The following is a 17,387-nucleotide window of genomic DNA, read 5'->3' on the forward strand; positions in this document are numbered from 1 at the left end:
TCCAGTGTGCATTGGTAACCTCATTGCCCTGCCTGAGCGGTACGTTGCTCAGCGCTCGGGAACACGTTGCGTTTGCATACTTTCGCTTCGACCTTCTGCGCAGTGGCACCCGCTTCCGGGCCCTGGACCTCTACGGCCAGCAGGGTCTGCGAGGCCCAATCTTCGTCAGTGCGCAGTTCAAAGGCGAAGCGCCCGTCGGTGTCGGATGTTTCCGGTTTTTCGATCTTGATGTCCTCGTGGCGCCCGTTCATGTACCAGAGGGTGGCTTGCATGGTTTTCACCGACGGGTCGGCGAAGCGGATGTCGACCTGGTGCGTGCTGTTACGCAGGTCCATGTTATTGCTGTTGACCATCAGCTCGTTCTTGCCGGGCTTGAGGGTGGTGCTGCTGCTCATCAATGCTTCTTTGCCTTCGCAGCCGTTGTCGAGCAGCGCCATCATTTGCCGGTAAGTGGTTTCCTGGTCCAGGCGATAAAGTGGTGAGAATTCCCAGATGAGAATCTTCGGTGGTTTTTTCTGGAACTCTTCGCTGCCCAGGTACTGCAGCATCGAACCTTCCAGGCCACCGCCGGGGAATGCCACGTTGAGGATGTCGGCGCCGATGGCTTCTTCCAGGAAACCGGCGAAGTTGTAGTTCTTGCCACTGTGGCTGGTGCCGACCAGGGTGATCTCCGGATTTGCGGAATCGCCGAACAGGTCGCCGTCGCCCGCCTCGCCTTTTGGCTCGGTGGTGAATTGATCCATGTACTGGATCGCGTAGCTGGTGCCACAGAGTTGACCAGCCATATTGTGTAACGTTCCGGTCTTACCCATGCGACCTGACTTATGGGACTCGAATTCGCGCTTGGGAATGTCCGCAAAGGCCGGAATTTGCTTGACCTTCTCGCCGACGATTTTCGCTGTACGCTGGGCGCCGTAAGGGGTCCAGTGTTGATCGCCACGGAAGTAGAAATCGTGGGCCGGCGTTTCGTCGGGCAATTGCTCATTGGTCAGCGGCGACAGGTCTGGCACCACATAACCCATGGCAGCGAAACGCCCGAGCATGGTTTTGTAATTGCGCAGCGCCTTGTCAAAATCGAATTTGGCCTTGTCTTCCGGGTTCAGCTTGTTGCGGTTCACCAGGCCACGGGTCGGCTGGTAAACCACCACCAGCTCAACGCCTTTGCTCTTGAACGCATCGCGCAGTTGCTTCATGCGCTTGTAGCCGGCGGGCGTGGTGTCGAACTCGGTACGCAGGTCTTCCTGGGTCCGGAACAACCAGTCGCCCTGGGCCTGTACCAGCGTGGTGAAGTTCTGCTGATAGCGAGTGGTGTAGTTCTTCGCGTCGTGGGCTGCCGGGCACAGGTTGCAGCACGGCTCGGCCGTGAAGTTCGGCGCCTGGGCGTCATCGGCACGTGCGCCTGCGCTGGCGGCGAGAATCGCCGCGGTCAGGCCCGAAAGGCTGAGTAGTTTGATCAAGTGTGGGTGCATAAAGGTCATCCTCAGTCCCGCATATCGGTCTGGTTTTCGACAGGGTCGATCAGCACGGCTTTTTGCTGGCGCACCAGCAGGTCGAGAATTTCATTCTGGCGCTCGCCGAGAATCCCCGAGAAGCTGATCCCGCTGGATTTGGTCGGAGCGAGCATCGATACCCGGTACAACTCGACGCTCAGCGGCGAGTCGATGGACAGCGGGCCGCTGCCGTTGGCGGCGAGTTCACCGCCCACCAGAATCAGCGAGACCTGGGTATCGAACGGATCGAGATGGATATCGCGGTCGGTATCGGTCAAGTCTTTGATGTGCCCGAACACACCGGTCAGGCCGTTGTTCATCGAGATGTTTTCGTACAGGCGAATATTCACGCTGTTACGCACACGGATGCCGTGGCGCTTGTTGCTGATCACCTTGTTGCCCCACAGCAGGTTGTTGCCGCTCTCATAGAGCGTGATGCCGTCGGTCTCGTTGCGGTAAATCTCGTTGTCGGCGATCAGGTTGTTGACGCTGTTACGGTCGATCACCAGGCCTGACAACTTGTTCTCGTAGCTGCGGTTGTTGAAGATGAAGCTGTCGTTGACCTCACGGGAAATAATGATCCCGTGCTTCTTCTTGGTCCCGTACACCGTGTTGTCGGCGATGATCAGGCCATGGGAACGGTCGTGGGGGTCGATGCCGTAGACGATGTTGTCGCGGTAGGTATTACCCTTGACCACGAAACCCGTGGTTTCGTAGCAGTAGAAGCCGTACCACATGTCCGAGAACTCCGAACCGACGATCCAGCCGGTGGGTTCGGCGCGCTTGAGCACCTTGGCCAGGCTCGGCGTGTACTGGGAAATACTCACACCGTAGGACTTACTGTTGGCATAGCCGAAGCTGGCCATTTTACTGTTGACGATGTAGGTCTCGGTGCCGCCCCAGGACAGCAGGAACGGACGGAATTCTTTCGGCGAACGGAAGGTCGCCGGAGTGTTTTCCTTTTCGCGCCAGCCGGTGATTTTGGAATCACGCACGAACAGCTGGCCATCGTTGACCAGGAACGAACCGGCTTCCTGGGACAGGCGCAGCTCTTGCGTCTGTTTATCGATTTCGAGGATGCCTTTGTTGCCGACCACGATCGGCAGTTTCGCCAGGAACACACCTGGCGAGGTTTCGCTGAAGTACTGCTTGGGCAGCTTCTTGCTCAGGTCCTTGAGGTTGATGTAACCGTCGTCGATAAAGATTGCCTGAGGGATGCCGTGCTGACGCACCACCCACTCGGCCATCTTGTTATCGCCGCCGATAAAGTCCTTCAGCGCATTCTCCTGCATCATCCGCCGAACACTGACCTTGCCCGCTTTGCTGCGCACGATCTTCGCCGCCACGGCCTCGGCGGTGTAGCCGGAGAGGTCGGGCAGTTTTGGTTTGGCCAGCTCCAGCGGCGCGGTCGGCGCGCTGGTGACGGTGTAGGTATTGGCTTGTTGGAGCCCCTTGGCCACCGTCGCCGGCTTGCTCACCGGTTCGACGCTGGCAAAGGCTGCCGCACTGGCCAGCAGCAGTGCGCCGGCCAACAGGCTGATCGAGCCCTTGATGGCTTGACTGTTCATCTCACGCACTCCTTTGGCAGCTCGCATCAGAACTTCCAGACGACATCGACAAAGGCCCGATGCATGTACGAGTCGACGTCTTTGCCATAGGCATCGCCGGGCTTGAACACACCGCCACGAAAGCGCACCAGCGCCGCAGGTTCATCGATCGACTGGCTCAAGCCGGCCGGCAACAGGCCTTGCTTGAAGTACTTGGTGACCACCAGATCCACTTCCTGACCGAGGTCTTTTTCGCCGTCTTCCGGAAGGGGTATGAAGGAAGTCACTCCGTCAGTGTTGACTTCCTCGACCGCATTGATTCCGTTGCTGCCGACCTGCTTGTTGCCATCGACGCGCCAGAACTTGTGGTAGACCAGGCTGGCGTCGTATTCGTCGTTGCGCATCCAGGAGCCGAACAGGGTGGCGGACTGCATGTTGCTCATTTCGCCACGGAAGGCCTCACCGAAACGGTGAACCCGCGAGCGAGTGCCGGTGTAGTTCGAGCGGTTGCTTTCCAGACCGTTCTGCTCGTAATCGGCACTGGCGCGGGCATAGGCCCCACCGACTTGCCAGTTCGGATCGAGGCGCAGACGCAGGCCTAAATCAGTGGCCCAGCCGTCGACGTTGCCGCTGGTCTTGGCTTGTGCCGGGGCGCTGCCATCGGCCTTCAGCTGGTTGACGGTGTCGCGATCGCCGGACATACCGGTGACGCTGCCCCAGTAGTTGACGGTGTTGGTGTTGCGGTAGTTGTAGGCGTCGCTGTTGGCTTCCAGGCCCAGCCAGGTCAGGTCGCCGTTCTCTTTCTTGTCCAGCGAGTCGGTGGCTTCACCAGGAGTCGGATAGTCAAGCTTGCCGTCATCATGGGTGTGATGGCCGCGTACGCCGACCCAATTGCCGGGTGTCCATTGAGTCGAGATATCACCGAAGAGGTGCAGGCGATCCTTGTCCTTGGGCGCCAGCTCGGTCAGGTCGGTGCGGTATTCGCTGAAGCGTTCGGCGGCACCGACGTTGGCTTTCAACAAGGTGGTGTCGAAGGTCCAGGCCAGGGCTTCGATGTTGGTGTCGCGCCATTGGCCGTCATCGTTGTGCAGGCGTTGGCGGCCGAGTTTCAGTATCTCGCCGGGGTAAGGCGTCAGGCCGCTGTAGCCGACCCAGAACTCGCGCATTGCCAGGTAGTTCTTTTTGCTTTTGCGATCACCGTTGTCGGTGGTCTGAGTGCCGTCGCTGTCGGACTGCTGCAGGGTGTCGGTCTCGATGATGTCCGTCGCGGTCACGGCCTGGCCCATGGCATAGGCGCTCCAGCTACCGCTTTCGCCGTAGACCCAGGGACGCAGGTCGAGGCCGACGCCGTTGACGTCGCCGCCTTTTTGGGTGCCGAGGTCGCGGTCATCTTCCGATTGGCCGGTGATTTTCACGTCAAGACCGTAGTTCTTCTCGTCGGTCAGGGCGGCCAGCGTCGGGCAGGACCACAACAGGGCGAAGCCCAGGCCAATGCCAGCTTTCACAAAGGGATTCAACTTCATAGGGATTCCTCGCCGTCTTCTTGGATGGCGTGCAGGTCCAGCGTGTCCTTGCTCAAGCCGCCACGCATGGCCTGCTCTTGTTGCAACAGACGTTGGGCTTCGGCACGTTGGGCAGGCGGTAGCTGCGCTTCGAGTGTTTGTGCAAGCTCAGTGGCTTGCGGGGTGTTTTGGGCCTTGGCCAGTTGGCTGAAGACATAGGCATTGACCGGGTTGGGTCGAGTGCCTTTGCCTTGGGAGAACAACTGGGCAATGGCAAAGTCGGCACTGTTCTGGCCATTGCGCGCGGCAGTCAGCAAGTGCGACAGGGCTTTGTCCGGGTAGACCTTGCCGAGGTAGCCACGGCGATAGATCTGGCCCAGGTAGTAATCGGCGGCGACTTCCCGTCCGACCGCTTTCTGGAAATGCGCTTGCGCCTGTTTGGCGTCGGCCGGGACCCATTTACCTTCGTAATAGAGTTTGCCCAGCAGCAGTTCGGCGCGCGGCTGGTCGGCGGCGCGGCCGTTGTCCAGATACTTCATCATCTTGTCGACGTCGCCCAGATCGGGGAAGTCGTAGAGCAGTTGCGCCAGGCTGACCCAGGAAGCGGGGTAGACCGGAGCGATTTGTTCGAGCAGGGTCTGCGCGGTTTTCTCGTCGGGGGTGCCGAGCGTGGCATTACCGAGGACCCGAGCGACGCTGTCCACCCGCTGTGCCGAAACCGTGCCAGCGCTGTACCCGGCTTGCAGCTGTTTGAGCAGCTCGGCCTGTTGTTCTGGCTGGGCGCGTTTCTGGTAGACGGTGGCCAGCTCGACGTAGCAGATGTCGGTGGTGTGCAGCGCCGCCTTGCAGATGGTTTCGACTTCGCCCAGGTTCTGGTCGTAGGTGCCCTGGGTGCGATAGAGCAGCACCTGGGCCAGACCCGCTTCAGGGTAACCGGCAGTGCGCCACTGGCTGATCTGTTGCTGGGCGTTGATGTTCGGGAAGCTGTGCGGGTATTGCAGGTAGAGCATCGCCAGCGGAATCAGCGTATTGCCTTCACCATTGGCGAAGGCCTTTTTCAGCAGGCCTTCGGCTTCGTGACGTTCGGCCTCGCTGGCGCCGGGCTTGGCCATCAGCAAACGACCGAGACGGGCCTGGGCCCGTGGCGAGCTGTCGACGGCCGAGCGATAAGTCGCTTCGGCCTGTTTCATCTGCGCCGGGTCGCGGCTGTCCACCTGGATATCAGCCAGACCCACCTGGGCATCGCTGTAGCCCAGGTCTGCCAGCTGCTGGTAGTTTTGCGTCGCCAGCGCAGTGTCGCCGCGCTTGAGTGCTTCATTGGCCAGGCGCTGGTCCGGCAGACCGGCGCAACCGGCCAGGCTGACTGCCAGTGCCAGTGCGCAGTACGAGCCAATGTGGGAGCGAGCCTGATTCAGGCGACGCGGTCCGTCAGACACACCGCAGTGATCCCATCGCGAGCAAGCCCGCTCCCACAGGACTTGCGGCGTGTTCAAAATTTTCAAGATCATCACAGGCATGTCCTCCGCTTAAAGACCGGCGGCCGTGGCTTTATCGATCAGCCAGCTCAGGGATGGGCCGCGATCGCTGCTCACTTCAACCGGGCTACCGGCCAACGTGCTGTCCAGCGGAGCATCGGGCTTGATTTTCACGCGGATGTCGGACGACAGGTCGTTGCTGTTCAGGCTGGAGCTGCTGACGATCTTGCCGCGGCGAACCTGGTCTTCACCGGCTACCTGGAAGTTCACCGGGGTACCTGGGCGCACGTCGCCGAACTGGCGATAGGAGAAGCGTGCTTCAACGTTGGCCTCGGTGTTACGCGGCACCAGTTCGAAGATCACGTCGCCTTTGCTGGCGTACTGACCGTCGGCAATGACCTGGCGTGCCACGGTGCAATCACAGGGCGAAGTCAGGGTGCCGGTCATTTGCTTGCCGAACAGTTCTTCAACCTTGGCCGGCTGCAACTGGTCTTGGGTCAGATGGCCCTTGAGCACGTCGAGCATGCTGGTGCTGAACGTCGCCAGCGGTGCGCCTTTGGCGGCGACGCCGTCAGCCTGGATCAGGCTTTGCACGGTGCCGTCACGGGGCATAGTGACGTTCATCGCGGGCACGCTCACCAGTCCGGCCTGGGCGTGGCTGACGAAGTACATGCCGTAGACCGACTTGAAGATGAACCCGAAGGCGGTCAGGCCGACGAGGAAAATCGCCAGGCTGAAGGTCACTGCCCGCATGCGGCCGAAGGCGGTCATGCCGCTGCCGCCGTCCTTGACCTTGCGCGCCTTGGTGAAGTTGTCGCGCTGCAGGGTGGCGAGTACTTCGCCCATGGTGACGATGTCACCGGCCAGGTGCGAGGTGATCAGGTGGCGCAGGGTGGAGATGTCTTGCTGGTCCAGTCGCTGGAACTGGCAACCGGTACGGCCGGACTGACGATCGTAAGAGCGAACCTGCAGCTCGACGTCCATGGCCAGGCCCAGGTTGTCGATGACGAATTGCAGGCGAGCCTTGTGTACCGCGCCGATCTTCAGGTCTTTTTGCGGCCCGGCGTTAAAGCTCAGGCCGCCGGCGGACAGGTCTTCGACCCGCGCGATCATGGCAGCACCAGCGCTGTCGACGAAACGCAGCTTGGCCGGGATTCTGACCCGGGCGTGTTGGCGCTGGGCTTCGGATTCATGCACCACGTTGGAGTTTGGGGCGGTATTCATTGGACTGCTCATCGATGTAATTCCTAGTTAATTCAGGCGAGGCTGGGTCAGACCATCATCAGCAGCACGGCGACAAAAATGCTGCCGGCGGAGAAGGTCATGGTCCGAGACGACCAAGTGTTGAACCAACGTTGAAAGCTGGCGAGATCACGGGTCAGTTTGGTGTCCTGGCGGGTCCAGGACTGTTGATCGAGGCGGAAGAACACGTAGATTTTCACCAGCGCGCCGACGATCTGGTTGTAATAGAGAATGATCGGATAGGCCGGTCCGATCTTGTGTCCCGAGCAGGACAGCAGCAGGGTCAGAATCAACCGGGTGATGCCGATCCACAGCAGGTACACGAGGATGAAGGCCATGCCGTATTTGAAGCTGGCGATGATCGCGACCGTCAGCCCGAGCAGGGAAGTCCACATCGACACGCGTTGATCGAACAGCACCACCGAGGTGAACAAGCCAAGACGCTTCATGCCCAGGCCCAGTGCACGGGAGTTCTGCCGCAGGTTGTTGCCGTACCAGCGGAACATCAGCTTGCGGCTGGCCTTGATGAAGCTTTTTTCCGGCGGATGTTCAACGGTATTGATCGCTGCGTCCGGCACGTAGAAGGTGTCGTAACCCAGGCGCATCAGGCTGAACCAGCTGGACTTGTCGTCGCCGGTGAGGAACTTGAAGCGGCCCAGGCGCCAGTGTTGCAGCGAGTCGCTTTCGACGTCGGCGATAAAGTCCGGGTCGGTGACCACGGTGGCGCGAAATACCGACATGCGGCCGGTCATGGTCAGCACGCGCTTGGACAGTGCCATGGAGCACATGTTGATGTGACGCTGGGCGAAGCGCAGTTTGTGCCACTCGCTCATGATGTAGCCGCCGCGCACTTCGCAGAACTCGTTGGTGGTCAGGCCGCCGACATTGCCGAACAGCTGGAACCACGGCACGGTTTTACGCACTACGCCCGGGGCCAGCACGGTGTCGCCATCGATCACTGCAACCACTGCGCGGTCATCCGGCAGGTGGCGGGAGATGGCGCGGAAACCGAAGGCCAGGCCGTCGCGTTTGCCGGTCCCGGCGATGCGCACGAAGTCGAGCTTCACGTGGGCTGGCGGGTTCATTTTTGCCCAGAGGCTTTTGACCAGCAGCTCATCGGACATTTCCACCAGCGAGCAGACCACAGTGGTCGGGAAGCCACATTCCATGGCTTCGCGGATCACCGAGCTGTAGACCTGTGCGGTGGTCAGCGCATCGATTCGAAAGCTGGTGACCATCAGGAACACGTGGGACGGGTCAGCCGCTTTGCCGAGCTTGCGCACTTTGCGCCGCAGGTGCGGATAGACCACGTACAGAAACAGCATGCCGCGCAGAAAGTGCGTGGCCCCCATGGAGTAGCGCCAGATGCCCACGACGCCAATCAGGAAAATGAAGTCCTTCGACTCGGAGTCGAATGTGGACGTAGGCAACGCAGCTGCGATGCCCAACAATAAACTTAGGTAAAACAGCCAACCGGCGGCCTGAAGTAGGCCGTGCTTTAGCCTGTGCATAATCTGCATCCGTCTCGATCTCGGGCGAGCCAGTAGGGTGGCCCGATGGGGTTAAGGCAGGCGACGAAAACTGACGACACCCGTTCCGGATGTCGCCAGTAATCCTGGGTAAGAGCTGCCGCAGGCTGCGATCTTTTGATCTTTGGCGTCTGTGAAGACGCCAAAAGATCGCAGGCTTCGCCAGGTCCTACCGCGCGGATGCAGCGTTACCAGCAGATGCCTTCGGTCCGGCCACTTACGCTAGTGGCTTTGGACATGAAGCCGACCAGGTCGATTACCTGTTTGCCAGCAGGTGCGTTCTCGGCCAGGGCGCGGAACTTCTCGTCGCGGTTGCCGAGGATGATCACGTCGGAGTTGCCGATCACTTCGTCGAAGTCCGAGTTGAGCAAGGACGAGACGTGAGGGATCTTCGACTCGATGTAATCCTTGTTCGCACCGTGGACGCGGGCGTATTCGACGTTCTTGTCGTAGATGCTCAGGTCGTAGCCCTTGCCGATCAGCATTTCCGCCAGCTCTACCAGCGGGCTTTCGCGCAGGTCATCGGTACCGGCCTTGAAGCTCAAGCCCAGCAGGGCGACTTTGCGTTTGTCGTGGCTGGAGACGATGTCGAAGGCGTTCTGCACCTGAGACACGTTGCTGCGCATCAGCGAGTTGAGCAGCGGCGCATCGACGTCCAGGGTGCTGGCGCGATAGGTCAGGGCACGGACGTCCTTTGGCAGGCAAGAGCCGCCGAATGCAAAACCCGGACGCATGTAGTACTGGGACAGGTTGAGGGTCTTGTCCTGGCAGACCACTTCCATCACTTCGCGACCGTCGACACCGACCGCTTTGGCGATGTTGCCGATTTCGTTGGCGAAGGTCACTTTGGTCGCATGCCAGACGTTGCAGGTGTACTTGATCATCTCGGCGACTTCGATGTCCTTGCGGATGATCGGCGCGTCGAGCTCTTCGTACAGCGATTGCAGAACATCACCGGACGCTGTGTCGAACTCGCCGATCACGGTCATCGGTGGCAGGTCGTAGTCGGCGATCGCGGTGCTTTCACGCAGGAACTCAGGGTTGACCGCGACACCGAAGTCGACGCCGGCTTTCTTCCCGGAGCAGTCTTCGAGAATAGGGATCACCACGTTCTTCACGGTGCCCGGCAATACGGTGCTGCGGACCACGATGGTGTGGCGGGTGGTCTTGTCACGCAGGACAAAGCCGATCTCGCGGCATACCGCTTCGATGTAGTTGAGTTCCAGGTCGCCGTTCTTCTTGCTCGGCGTACCGACGCAAATCATCGACAGGTCGGTGTCACGAATCGCTTCGGCGAAGTTGGTGGTGCCACGCAGACGACCGGTCTGAATACCCTGGGTCAGCAGCTCGCCCAGACCCGGCTCGACGATCGGCGATTTACCGGCGTTGATCAGGTCAATCTTGTCTTTGGAGATGTCTACGCCAACGACCTCATGGCCCCGTGCAGACAGGCAACCGGCACATACTGCACCGACGTAACCCAAACCAAATATGCTGATGCGCATCGCATTTACCTCTGTAATTATTACGCCATTAGATGGCCGGAATTAATGATGTTCAGCGGTCATAGTGCACTCGAACGTGTGGGCGACAGACGCCACAGTGCCGTGTGCAGGCATACGTAAGTTCCGAGTGACTAAAGAGTTCACTCAAGGTGTGCGAAACTTGGCCTTATTGTTATGACCTGCCCTGTTATGCAGCCGGTCTTCCTTGGAAGACATTCGTGCAAAGAATTTTTCGCACTTGATAGTTGACTTAAAGCCTTTTAAATCAAGTGGTTATGTACTCAGGTGAGCACAATTGTAGGGGCGCGGCCATGGCCTTATAGGGGATAGTGATGGTGCGTTATCTCCCGTCCTTCACGTGTGTTCCACATCAGGGACCCTGGTGTGGAAGTTCATGTGACAACTTCGTTACCGGATCACCCTCTACGTAAGTTATCTCGTACGTTCCCAAAGATAATCGTTACCGGTGGTATGAACGACTCATCTGGACATAGTTCCTGCCCGTCCATCCTGAAATCTGAAATTTCTTGAAATATCCCCAAAGATGGCACCGCTTTCAAATTGATATCATCGGCCATACAGCCCTTTATTAATGGGGGATTGATCGCGTTGGATGGGTATATGCCACTACTCGCAAAAAAAAGATGTGCCACTACGAAAAAAAATCACATAAGCCGAGTGAATGAAAAGTTAAAAATGCATAAGAAATATTTCTGACGTCAAAAAAATGTCATATTTGGCGAGGGCAATCGGAGGGGAAAGGCGGTCGGCGCACGTTGGCTGATAAATGACATGCGCCGAAAAATTGCGTTACTCAGGGGCGTGGTCGCGCAGAAAAACCAGGGTGTCGGGTTTCGACTGTTCGGCACTGAATCGGTAACCCTGCGCATCAAATTGCTTGAGTGCGGCGGGGTCGTTTATCCGCTCTTGAATAACGAAGCGGCTCATCATGCCGCGGGCCTTTTTCGCGTAGAAGCTGATGATTTTGTACTGACCGTTTTTCAGGTCCTTGAACTCGGTATTGATGATTCGCGCATTCAGCGCCGAGCGCTTGACCGCCGAGAAGTATTCATTGGAAGCCAGGTTGAGCAACACGTCATCGCCTTGTTCGGCGAGGGCTTCGTTCAGCCACTCGCTGATCCGGGTACCCCAGAAGGCATACAGATCCTTGCCACGGGCATTGGCCAGTTTGGTGCCCATCTCCAGCCGATACGGTTGCATCAGGTCCAGTGGGCGCAGCAGGCCATACAGGCCCGACAGCAGGCGCAAGTGTTGCTGGGCGTAATCGAAATCCGCCTCGCTGAACGTTTCGGCATTCATGCCGGTATACACGTCGCCTTTAAACGCCAGCAGCGCCTGCTTGGCGTTGTCTTGGCTGAAGGCCGGGGTCCAGCTGCCGAAACGTGCGGCGTTGAGCCCGCCGATCTTGTCGGAGACGTGCATCAACTCACTGATTTGCGCCGGGCTCAGCTCGCGTAACTGCAGGATCAGTTCCTGTGAATGATCAAGGTATTGCGGCTGGGTAAAGTGCTGGGTTACCGGCGGAGTCTGGTAATCGAGGGTCTTGGCTGGGGAAATCACCATCAGCATGAAGTCGTCTCCTGAAATCGTCGGGGGATTCTAGGGGGTTGTCGGAGTTGACTCCAGCTATGGAGGTCATAGAGGGATCGATGGTGTCATTTGAAAAGATCGCAGCCTGCGGCAGCTCCTACGGGACGGTGTTCACCAGAATGGCCGGATGGATACGGTCGGGGTAGGAGCTGCCGCAGGCTGCGATCTTTTTGGGCCACCACCGAGCCCGAGATCAGACACCAGATCAGCTATAGTGCGCCGCGGGTTTTGTTATGGAGACATCCCTTTGCGTATCGCTTTGCTTTTCTCGGCCTGGCTGCTCAGTTTCAGCGCCATGGCCGCGCCCGCTGACGTCGCCACGCTGGACCGCAGCACCTGGCCGGAGCAGCTGAGCAGTCCGACCTTGTTCGACGTGGCGTCGCGAGCGGAGATCCTCACCTTCGCTCGCGCCTTGCTCGCCAGCGAGGCGCTGGACGAGGCGGGGTTGAAGCAGCGGTTGGGGTTGCGGATGATCAATCTGGAGTCGATCGATCGCGTTCGTCAACGGATGTGGCAGCGCTTGCTCGCCAACTACAACTTTGCCCAGCAAAGCTGCGATCAGGACGCCTCCTTCTGTTATCTGGTCGAAGACCTGGACAGTCTGCGCGATCAGGCCGGCAAGTTTCAGGTCGCGGCCGATTCCTACTACGCGCGCTGGGCCGAGCCGAGCCGGATGTTCCATGAGCGCTATCTGGACGAGCAGCTGCGCAAGGCGGCGTTGTTCCCGCAAACCAGCAGCGAAATCGATCGTTTTGGCGACTACGAGCGCAACGGCGATGAACTCAACGACCGGCTGTTTCTACTGACCTTCGACAGCGCTGCCGCCGCCTCGCCGGATAACACCGCCTGGCTCGCCGACTACCTGCGCGAGTCGAACCTGAGCGGGAGCTTTTTTGTTCTGGGCAGCGATATTCAGGCGCGCTTGGCCCAGCGCCCGGTGGCTGATCTGCAAGCGTTGTACTCACAGCAGTGCGTGGGCGTGCAGGGCTGGGAGTACCGCTCCCATAGCCATTGGCAGGACTGGCAATACTCGATCCAGCGCAGCGTCGAACTGCTCAAGGGCAAGCTGGCGGAGAACTACGTGCCGTTGTTTCGCCCGCCTTATGGCCAGCGTCGCGCCGACGGCGAAGGTTTTTTCAAGGCCCAGGGCTTGCAGGTGGTGTTGTGGGACATCGATCCACAGGATGCAGGCGGCAAGCTCAAGGCTCAACAAAGTGGCGAGCGGGTGTTGAGCCTGATGCTGCTGTGGCGGCGTGGAGTGATCAATTTTAACGTAAAACAGGATGCGGTAAAAACCGCGATTCCTTGGTTGATAACGCAAACCGCACAAAGCGGAATCGGCTGGGAGGATTGCCAGGACGCTTTTCGCTGAAAAAGACAAAAGGCCAGCAAACACTGGGGAGAAAGCTAAAACAAGAAATTTTGCCCGCGATTTCACAGCAGGCAGACTTCTGACTTTAACGGGGTGATGGCAATCCGCCTAGTGCTATTGGTCACTCTGAAAAATAAACTTCAAAAAAACGTCAAAGTACTTTTTTCTGTCACAGGTTTTGGAGTATTACGAAGACAGACCGCCGAAACCTGCACCACAGGTGGCGTCTTCCAAGACCCAGCTATGGATGCAGTTCACTTGAATCCTGCTGTTTGTAGCGGTGCGAGGTGAATTCGGTGGCCACTTCGAGGCGCAGCACTGTCATGGTATTGCGTCGACTGGCTCCCACAAAGGTGACCGAGTATGGATGATCACGGACGTAGTTCTTCCTCCAACCAGCCAATCCTTTATGTACTCGATACCAACGTATTGATTCACGATCCAAACGCTCTCCTGAACTTCGAAGAACACCACGTTGCGATCCCGATGACTGTGCTTGAAGAGCTGGACAAGCTCAAGAGCGGGCATCACAGCGTGGCTGCCGAATGCCGTCAGGCCATTCGCCTGATCGACAAGACCCTGGGCGACGCCAGCCCTGAAGACGTCGAACTCGGTGTGCCGATCCAGCGTGGCAAAAGCGGGCCCAAGGGTTTGCTGTCAATTCTGATGAGCAAGCGTGCCGAACCGAACATCATTCTGCCCGAGCATCTGAACGACAACATCATCATCAACCAGTTGATCGACCTGCATGCGCGCGACCCTGAGCTGCCCGTGGTGCTGGTCACCAAAGACATCAACATGCGCCTCAAGGCCCGGGCCTGCGGGATCGCAGCCGAGGACTACAGCACCGACCAACTGGTCGACGACGTGTCGCTGCTACCCAACGGTTACCACAACATGACGGGGTCGTTCTGGGACCGTGTGAGCAAGGTCGAAACCCGTCAGGACCACGGTCGCACCTGGCACCAGGTGCAACTGATCGACAACCTGCCGGCGGTGCACATCAACGAGTTCATCATCGACGAACAGGGTTTTGTCGGCTGGATCAAGGAGATCGAGGTAGACAAACTGCTGATTCTCGACCTGCATCAGGAACCACTGATGCACCAGGAAGCCTGGGGTCTGAAACCGCGTGACGTTTATCAAAGCCTGGCGCTGTTCGCCTTGCTCGATCCGGACATCCACCTGGTCAACCTGTCGGGTGCCGCCGGTTCCGGGAAAACCATCCTGGCCCTGGCTGCCGCCATCGAGCAGACCATGGTCAGCAAGCGTTACCGGCGCATCATCGCCACCCGCAGCGTACAGGGCCTGGACCAGGAAATCGGCTTCCTGCCAGGCACCGAAGCGGAAAAAATGGAGCCATGGCTGGGCGCCATCACCGACAACCTCGAAGCCTTGCACATGGATGATGAAAGCACCCATGGCAGCGTCGACTACATCCTCAGCAAAGTGCCGTTGCAGTTCAAATCCCTCAACTACATTCGAGGCCGCAGCTTCCAGCAGAGTCTGATCCTGATCGATGAATGCCAGAACCTCACCCCGCACCAGATGAAAACCATCATCACCCGTGCCGGTGCCGGTTCCAAAGTGGTGTGCCTGGGCAACCTGGCGCAGATCGACACCCCTTACCTGTCCGCGACCAGTTCCGGGCTGACCTACCTGACCGAACGCTTCAAAGACTTCCCCAACGGGGTGCACATCACCCTGCAAGGGGTACCTCGTTCGATTCTGGCCGAATACGCCGAATCTCATCTGTAATCTCACCAGAACCGGGCGGCCCAAAGCCGCCCGGTTTCATTCTGACAAACCGTCCGGTCTTTTCTTGATCTGGGTGCGTGCGAATAATTGACCCGCAGGTTTACAATCGACACTCCTGATCAGGAGTAACCCTGTGCTGACTCATCTCGATTCCCAAGGTCGCGCCAACATGGTCGACGTCACCGAAAAAGCCGTGACGTCACGTGAAGCCACGGCCGAAGCGCTTGTGCGCATGCTCCCCGAAACCCTGCAGATGATCGTCAGCGGCGGTCACCCCAAGGGTGATGTGTTCGCCGTGGCGCGGATTGCCGGGATTCAGGCGGCGAAGAAAACCTCGGACTTGATCCCGCTGTGCCATCCATTGCTGCTGACCAGCGTCAAGGTCGAACTCAGTGCCGAAGGTGAAGACGCGGTGCGCATCGTCGCCCGCTGCAAGCTTGCCGGGCAGACCGGTGTCGAAATGGAAGCCCTGACTGCCGCCAGTGTCGCCGCGCTGACCATCTACGACATGTGCAAGGCGGTGGATCGCGGCATGATCATCGAGAACGTGCGCTTGCTGGAGAAACTGGGCGGCAAGAGCGGCCACTATCAGGTATCCGAATAATGAAAGTGACGGTGAAGTTTTTTGCCCGCTACCGCGAGGCACTGGGTGTGGATTCGTTGAAGGTCGAAGGCGATTTCGCCTCGGTCGATGATGTGCGGGTGCTGCTGGCGCAGCGTGATGGTGCCCAGGTGCTGAGCGAACAGAACCTGATGTGCGCGCGCAATGAAGACCTGTGTCAGCTCGACGAGCCACTGGCCGATGGCGATGAAGTGGCGTTTTTCCCCACCGTGACCGGAGGCTGACCATGGCGATTCGTGTGCAGTCCACGGCGTTCGACCCGGGTGCTGAAGTCAATGCGATGCACGCGGCGAATGTCGGAGTCGGTGCGGTGGTGAGTTTTGTCGGCTACGTGCGTGACTTCAACGATGGGCTTGAGGTTGCCGGAATGTTTCTTGAACACTACCCGGGCATGACCGAAAAAGCCCTCGGCAAAATCGCGGTGGAAGCCGAGCAGCGCTGGCCGCTGCTCAAGCTCGAAGTGCTGCACCGGATTGGCGCCCTGGAACCGGGCGAGCCGATTGTTTTTGTCGGTGCCGCCAGCGCTCACCGCCAGGCTGCGTTCGATGCCTGCGCCTTTGTCATGGACTACCTGAAAACCCGCGCCCCGTTCTGGAAGAAAGAAAACACCAGCGACGGCCCTCGTTGGGTGGAAGGCAAGGACAGCGATCATGCGGCGGTGGAGCGCTGGAGCCAGTAAACAGGCTGCCCATTCTCTACCGGCTCTCAGTCAGTCATCGCGAGCCTGCTCGCGATGAGGCCATCCGCAACACCCTCAATCTTCCTGATTCACCCCAATCCATCCTCGCGACCAAAGGAAGAATGAAGTGCGGCCACTCGATTGACGTTCAATACATAAAAGTCCAGTATGGAATTATAAGTACAAAAAAGGCGTCTCACGTTTCACTTTTTCTTCTCTCTTGCCAAACCAACAACAACCCCGCGAGAAAATGAACATGAAGAAACTCACCCTCATCAGTGGCCTGGCCCTCAGTCTGTTGGCATGCAGCAGCTTGTTCGCCGCCGAGAAAACCCTGCGTATCGGTATTGAAGCGGCGTACCCGCCATTTGCATTCAAGACGTCCGAAGGCAAAATCGGCGGCTTCGATTACGACATCGGCAATGCGCTGTGCGCGCAGATGCAGGTCAAGTGCGAGTGGGTCGAGAGCGAGTTCGACGGCCTGATTCCATCGCTGAAAGTGAAGAAAATCGATGCCGCGCTGTCGTCGATGACCATTACCGCTGAGCGCAAGAACTCGGTCGACTTTACCCACAAGTACTATTTCACTTCGTCGCGGCTGGTGATGAAGAAAGGCGCTGTGGTGGATGATCAGTACGCCAGCCTCAAAGGCAAAACGGTTGGCGTGCAACGGGCCACCACCACTGACCGTTACGCCACCGAAGTCTTCGAGCCCAAGGGGATCACGGTCAAGCGTTACGGCAACAATGAAGAGATCTACATGGACCTCGCGTCCGGTCGCCTGGACGCCATTTTTGCCGATACCATTCCTCTGGATGATTTCCTGTCGATGCCACGTGGCGCCGATTACGCCTTTGTCGGCCCGGAACTCAAAGACCCGAAATACGTGGGCGAGGGCGCCGGAATCGCCGTGCGCAAGGGCAATACCGAACTGGTGAGCCAATTGAACAAGGCCATCGACGACATTCGCGCCAATGGCGAGTACCAGAAGATCCAGGCCAAGTACTTCAAGTCTGACATCTACGGCGACTGATAAAAAAGATCGCAGCCTGCGG

The 17,387-nt window shown here is 58.6% G+C and carries 14 protein-coding genes; 6 read left to right on the plus strand and 8 right to left on the minus strand.

Annotation, left to right across the window (positions count from 1 at the left end):
• Positions 1-20: 20 nt before the first annotated feature.
• The 8 genes from AC3IUA_RS05630 to yaaA all read right to left on the minus strand — a co-directional run bounded on the left by AC3IUA_RS05630 (position 21) and on the right by yaaA (position 11,880).
• Positions 21-1,469 carry an alginate O-acetyltransferase gene (locus tag AC3IUA_RS05630; protein ID WP_489359522.1) on the minus strand — a complete coding sequence of 483 codons (1,449 nt, stop codon included), beginning with the start codon at positions 1,467-1,469 and terminating at the stop codon, positions 21-23.
• Positions 1,470-1,480: 11 nt separating this feature from the next.
• Positions 1,481-3,058, minus strand: coding sequence for a mannuronan 5-epimerase AlgG (algG, locus tag AC3IUA_RS05635; protein ID WP_489359523.1), 1,578 nt, complete (start codon positions 3,056-3,058; stop codon positions 1,481-1,483).
• A 26-nt stretch (positions 3,059-3,084) separates the two neighbouring features.
• A complete protein-coding gene (locus AC3IUA_RS05640; RefSeq protein ID WP_489359524.1) occupies positions 3,085-4,560 on the minus strand; it encodes an alginate export family protein in 1,476 nt (491 codons plus the stop codon).
• Positions 4,557-6,047, minus strand: coding sequence for an alginate biosynthesis TPR repeat lipoprotein AlgK (algK, locus tag AC3IUA_RS05645; protein WP_489359525.1), 1,491 nt, complete (start codon positions 6,045-6,047; stop codon positions 4,557-4,559). The genes AC3IUA_RS05640 and algK overlap by 4 nt, the downstream gene beginning before the upstream one ends.
• Before the next feature lie 18 nt (positions 6,048-6,065).
• Positions 6,066-7,238 carry a PilZ domain-containing protein gene (locus tag AC3IUA_RS05650; RefSeq protein ID WP_489359526.1) on the minus strand — a complete coding sequence of 391 codons (1,173 nt, stop codon included), beginning with the start codon at positions 7,236-7,238 and terminating at the stop codon, positions 6,066-6,068.
• 47 nt (positions 7,239-7,285) lie between these two features.
• Positions 7,286-8,767, minus strand: a complete 1,482-nt coding sequence (gene alg8 / locus AC3IUA_RS05655; protein ID WP_489359527.1) for a mannuronan synthase — start codon at positions 8,765-8,767, stop codon at positions 7,286-7,288.
• 206 nt (positions 8,768-8,973) lie between these two features.
• On the minus strand, positions 8,974-10,290 hold the full coding sequence (locus tag AC3IUA_RS05660) for a nucleotide sugar dehydrogenase (protein WP_489359528.1): 1,317 nt from the start codon (positions 10,288-10,290) through the stop codon (positions 8,974-8,976).
• An 810-nt stretch (positions 10,291-11,100) separates the two neighbouring features.
• Entirely contained in the window at positions 11,101-11,880 is a 780-nt protein-coding gene (gene yaaA / locus AC3IUA_RS05665; RefSeq protein ID WP_489359529.1) for a peroxide stress protein YaaA, read from the minus strand.
• Positions 11,881-12,148: 268 nt separating this feature from the next.
• Here yaaA and AC3IUA_RS05670 point away from each other — a divergent pair, with 268 nt between their 5' ends.
• The 6 genes from AC3IUA_RS05670 to AC3IUA_RS05695 all read left to right on the plus strand — a co-directional run bounded on the left by AC3IUA_RS05670 (position 12,149) and on the right by AC3IUA_RS05695 (position 17,365).
• Entirely contained in the window at positions 12,149-13,273 is a 1,125-nt protein-coding gene (locus AC3IUA_RS05670) for a polysaccharide deacetylase family protein (protein WP_489359530.1), read from the plus strand.
• Positions 13,274-13,636: 363 nt separating this feature from the next.
• Entirely contained in the window at positions 13,637-15,031 is a 1,395-nt protein-coding gene (locus AC3IUA_RS05675; protein ID WP_489359531.1) for a PhoH family protein, read from the plus strand.
• Positions 15,032-15,164: 133 nt separating this feature from the next.
• Complete coding sequence (gene moaC, locus AC3IUA_RS05680; RefSeq protein ID WP_150804055.1) at positions 15,165-15,635, plus strand: cyclic pyranopterin monophosphate synthase MoaC; 471 nt, start codon at positions 15,165-15,167, stop codon at positions 15,633-15,635.
• The gene (locus AC3IUA_RS05685) at positions 15,635-15,877 is read left to right on the plus strand and encodes a MoaD/ThiS family protein (protein ID WP_150640544.1); all 243 of its coding nucleotides are present in this window, start codon (positions 15,635-15,637) and stop codon (positions 15,875-15,877) included. Before moaC ends, AC3IUA_RS05685 begins: the two co-directional genes overlap by 1 nt.
• 2 nt (positions 15,878-15,879) lie before the next feature.
• Positions 15,880-16,332: a molybdopterin synthase catalytic subunit MoaE gene (gene moaE / locus AC3IUA_RS05690; RefSeq protein ID WP_489359532.1), complete on the plus strand. Its 453-nt coding sequence runs from the start codon at positions 15,880-15,882 to the stop codon at positions 16,330-16,332.
• Positions 16,333-16,588: 256 nt separating this feature from the next.
• On the plus strand, positions 16,589-17,365 hold the full coding sequence (locus tag AC3IUA_RS05695; protein ID WP_489359533.1) for an ABC transporter substrate-binding protein: 777 nt from the start codon (positions 16,589-16,591) through the stop codon (positions 17,363-17,365).
• Positions 17,366-17,387: the final 22 nt, after the last annotated feature.

This window comes from Pseudomonas sp. KH_050, assembly GCF_057838875.1.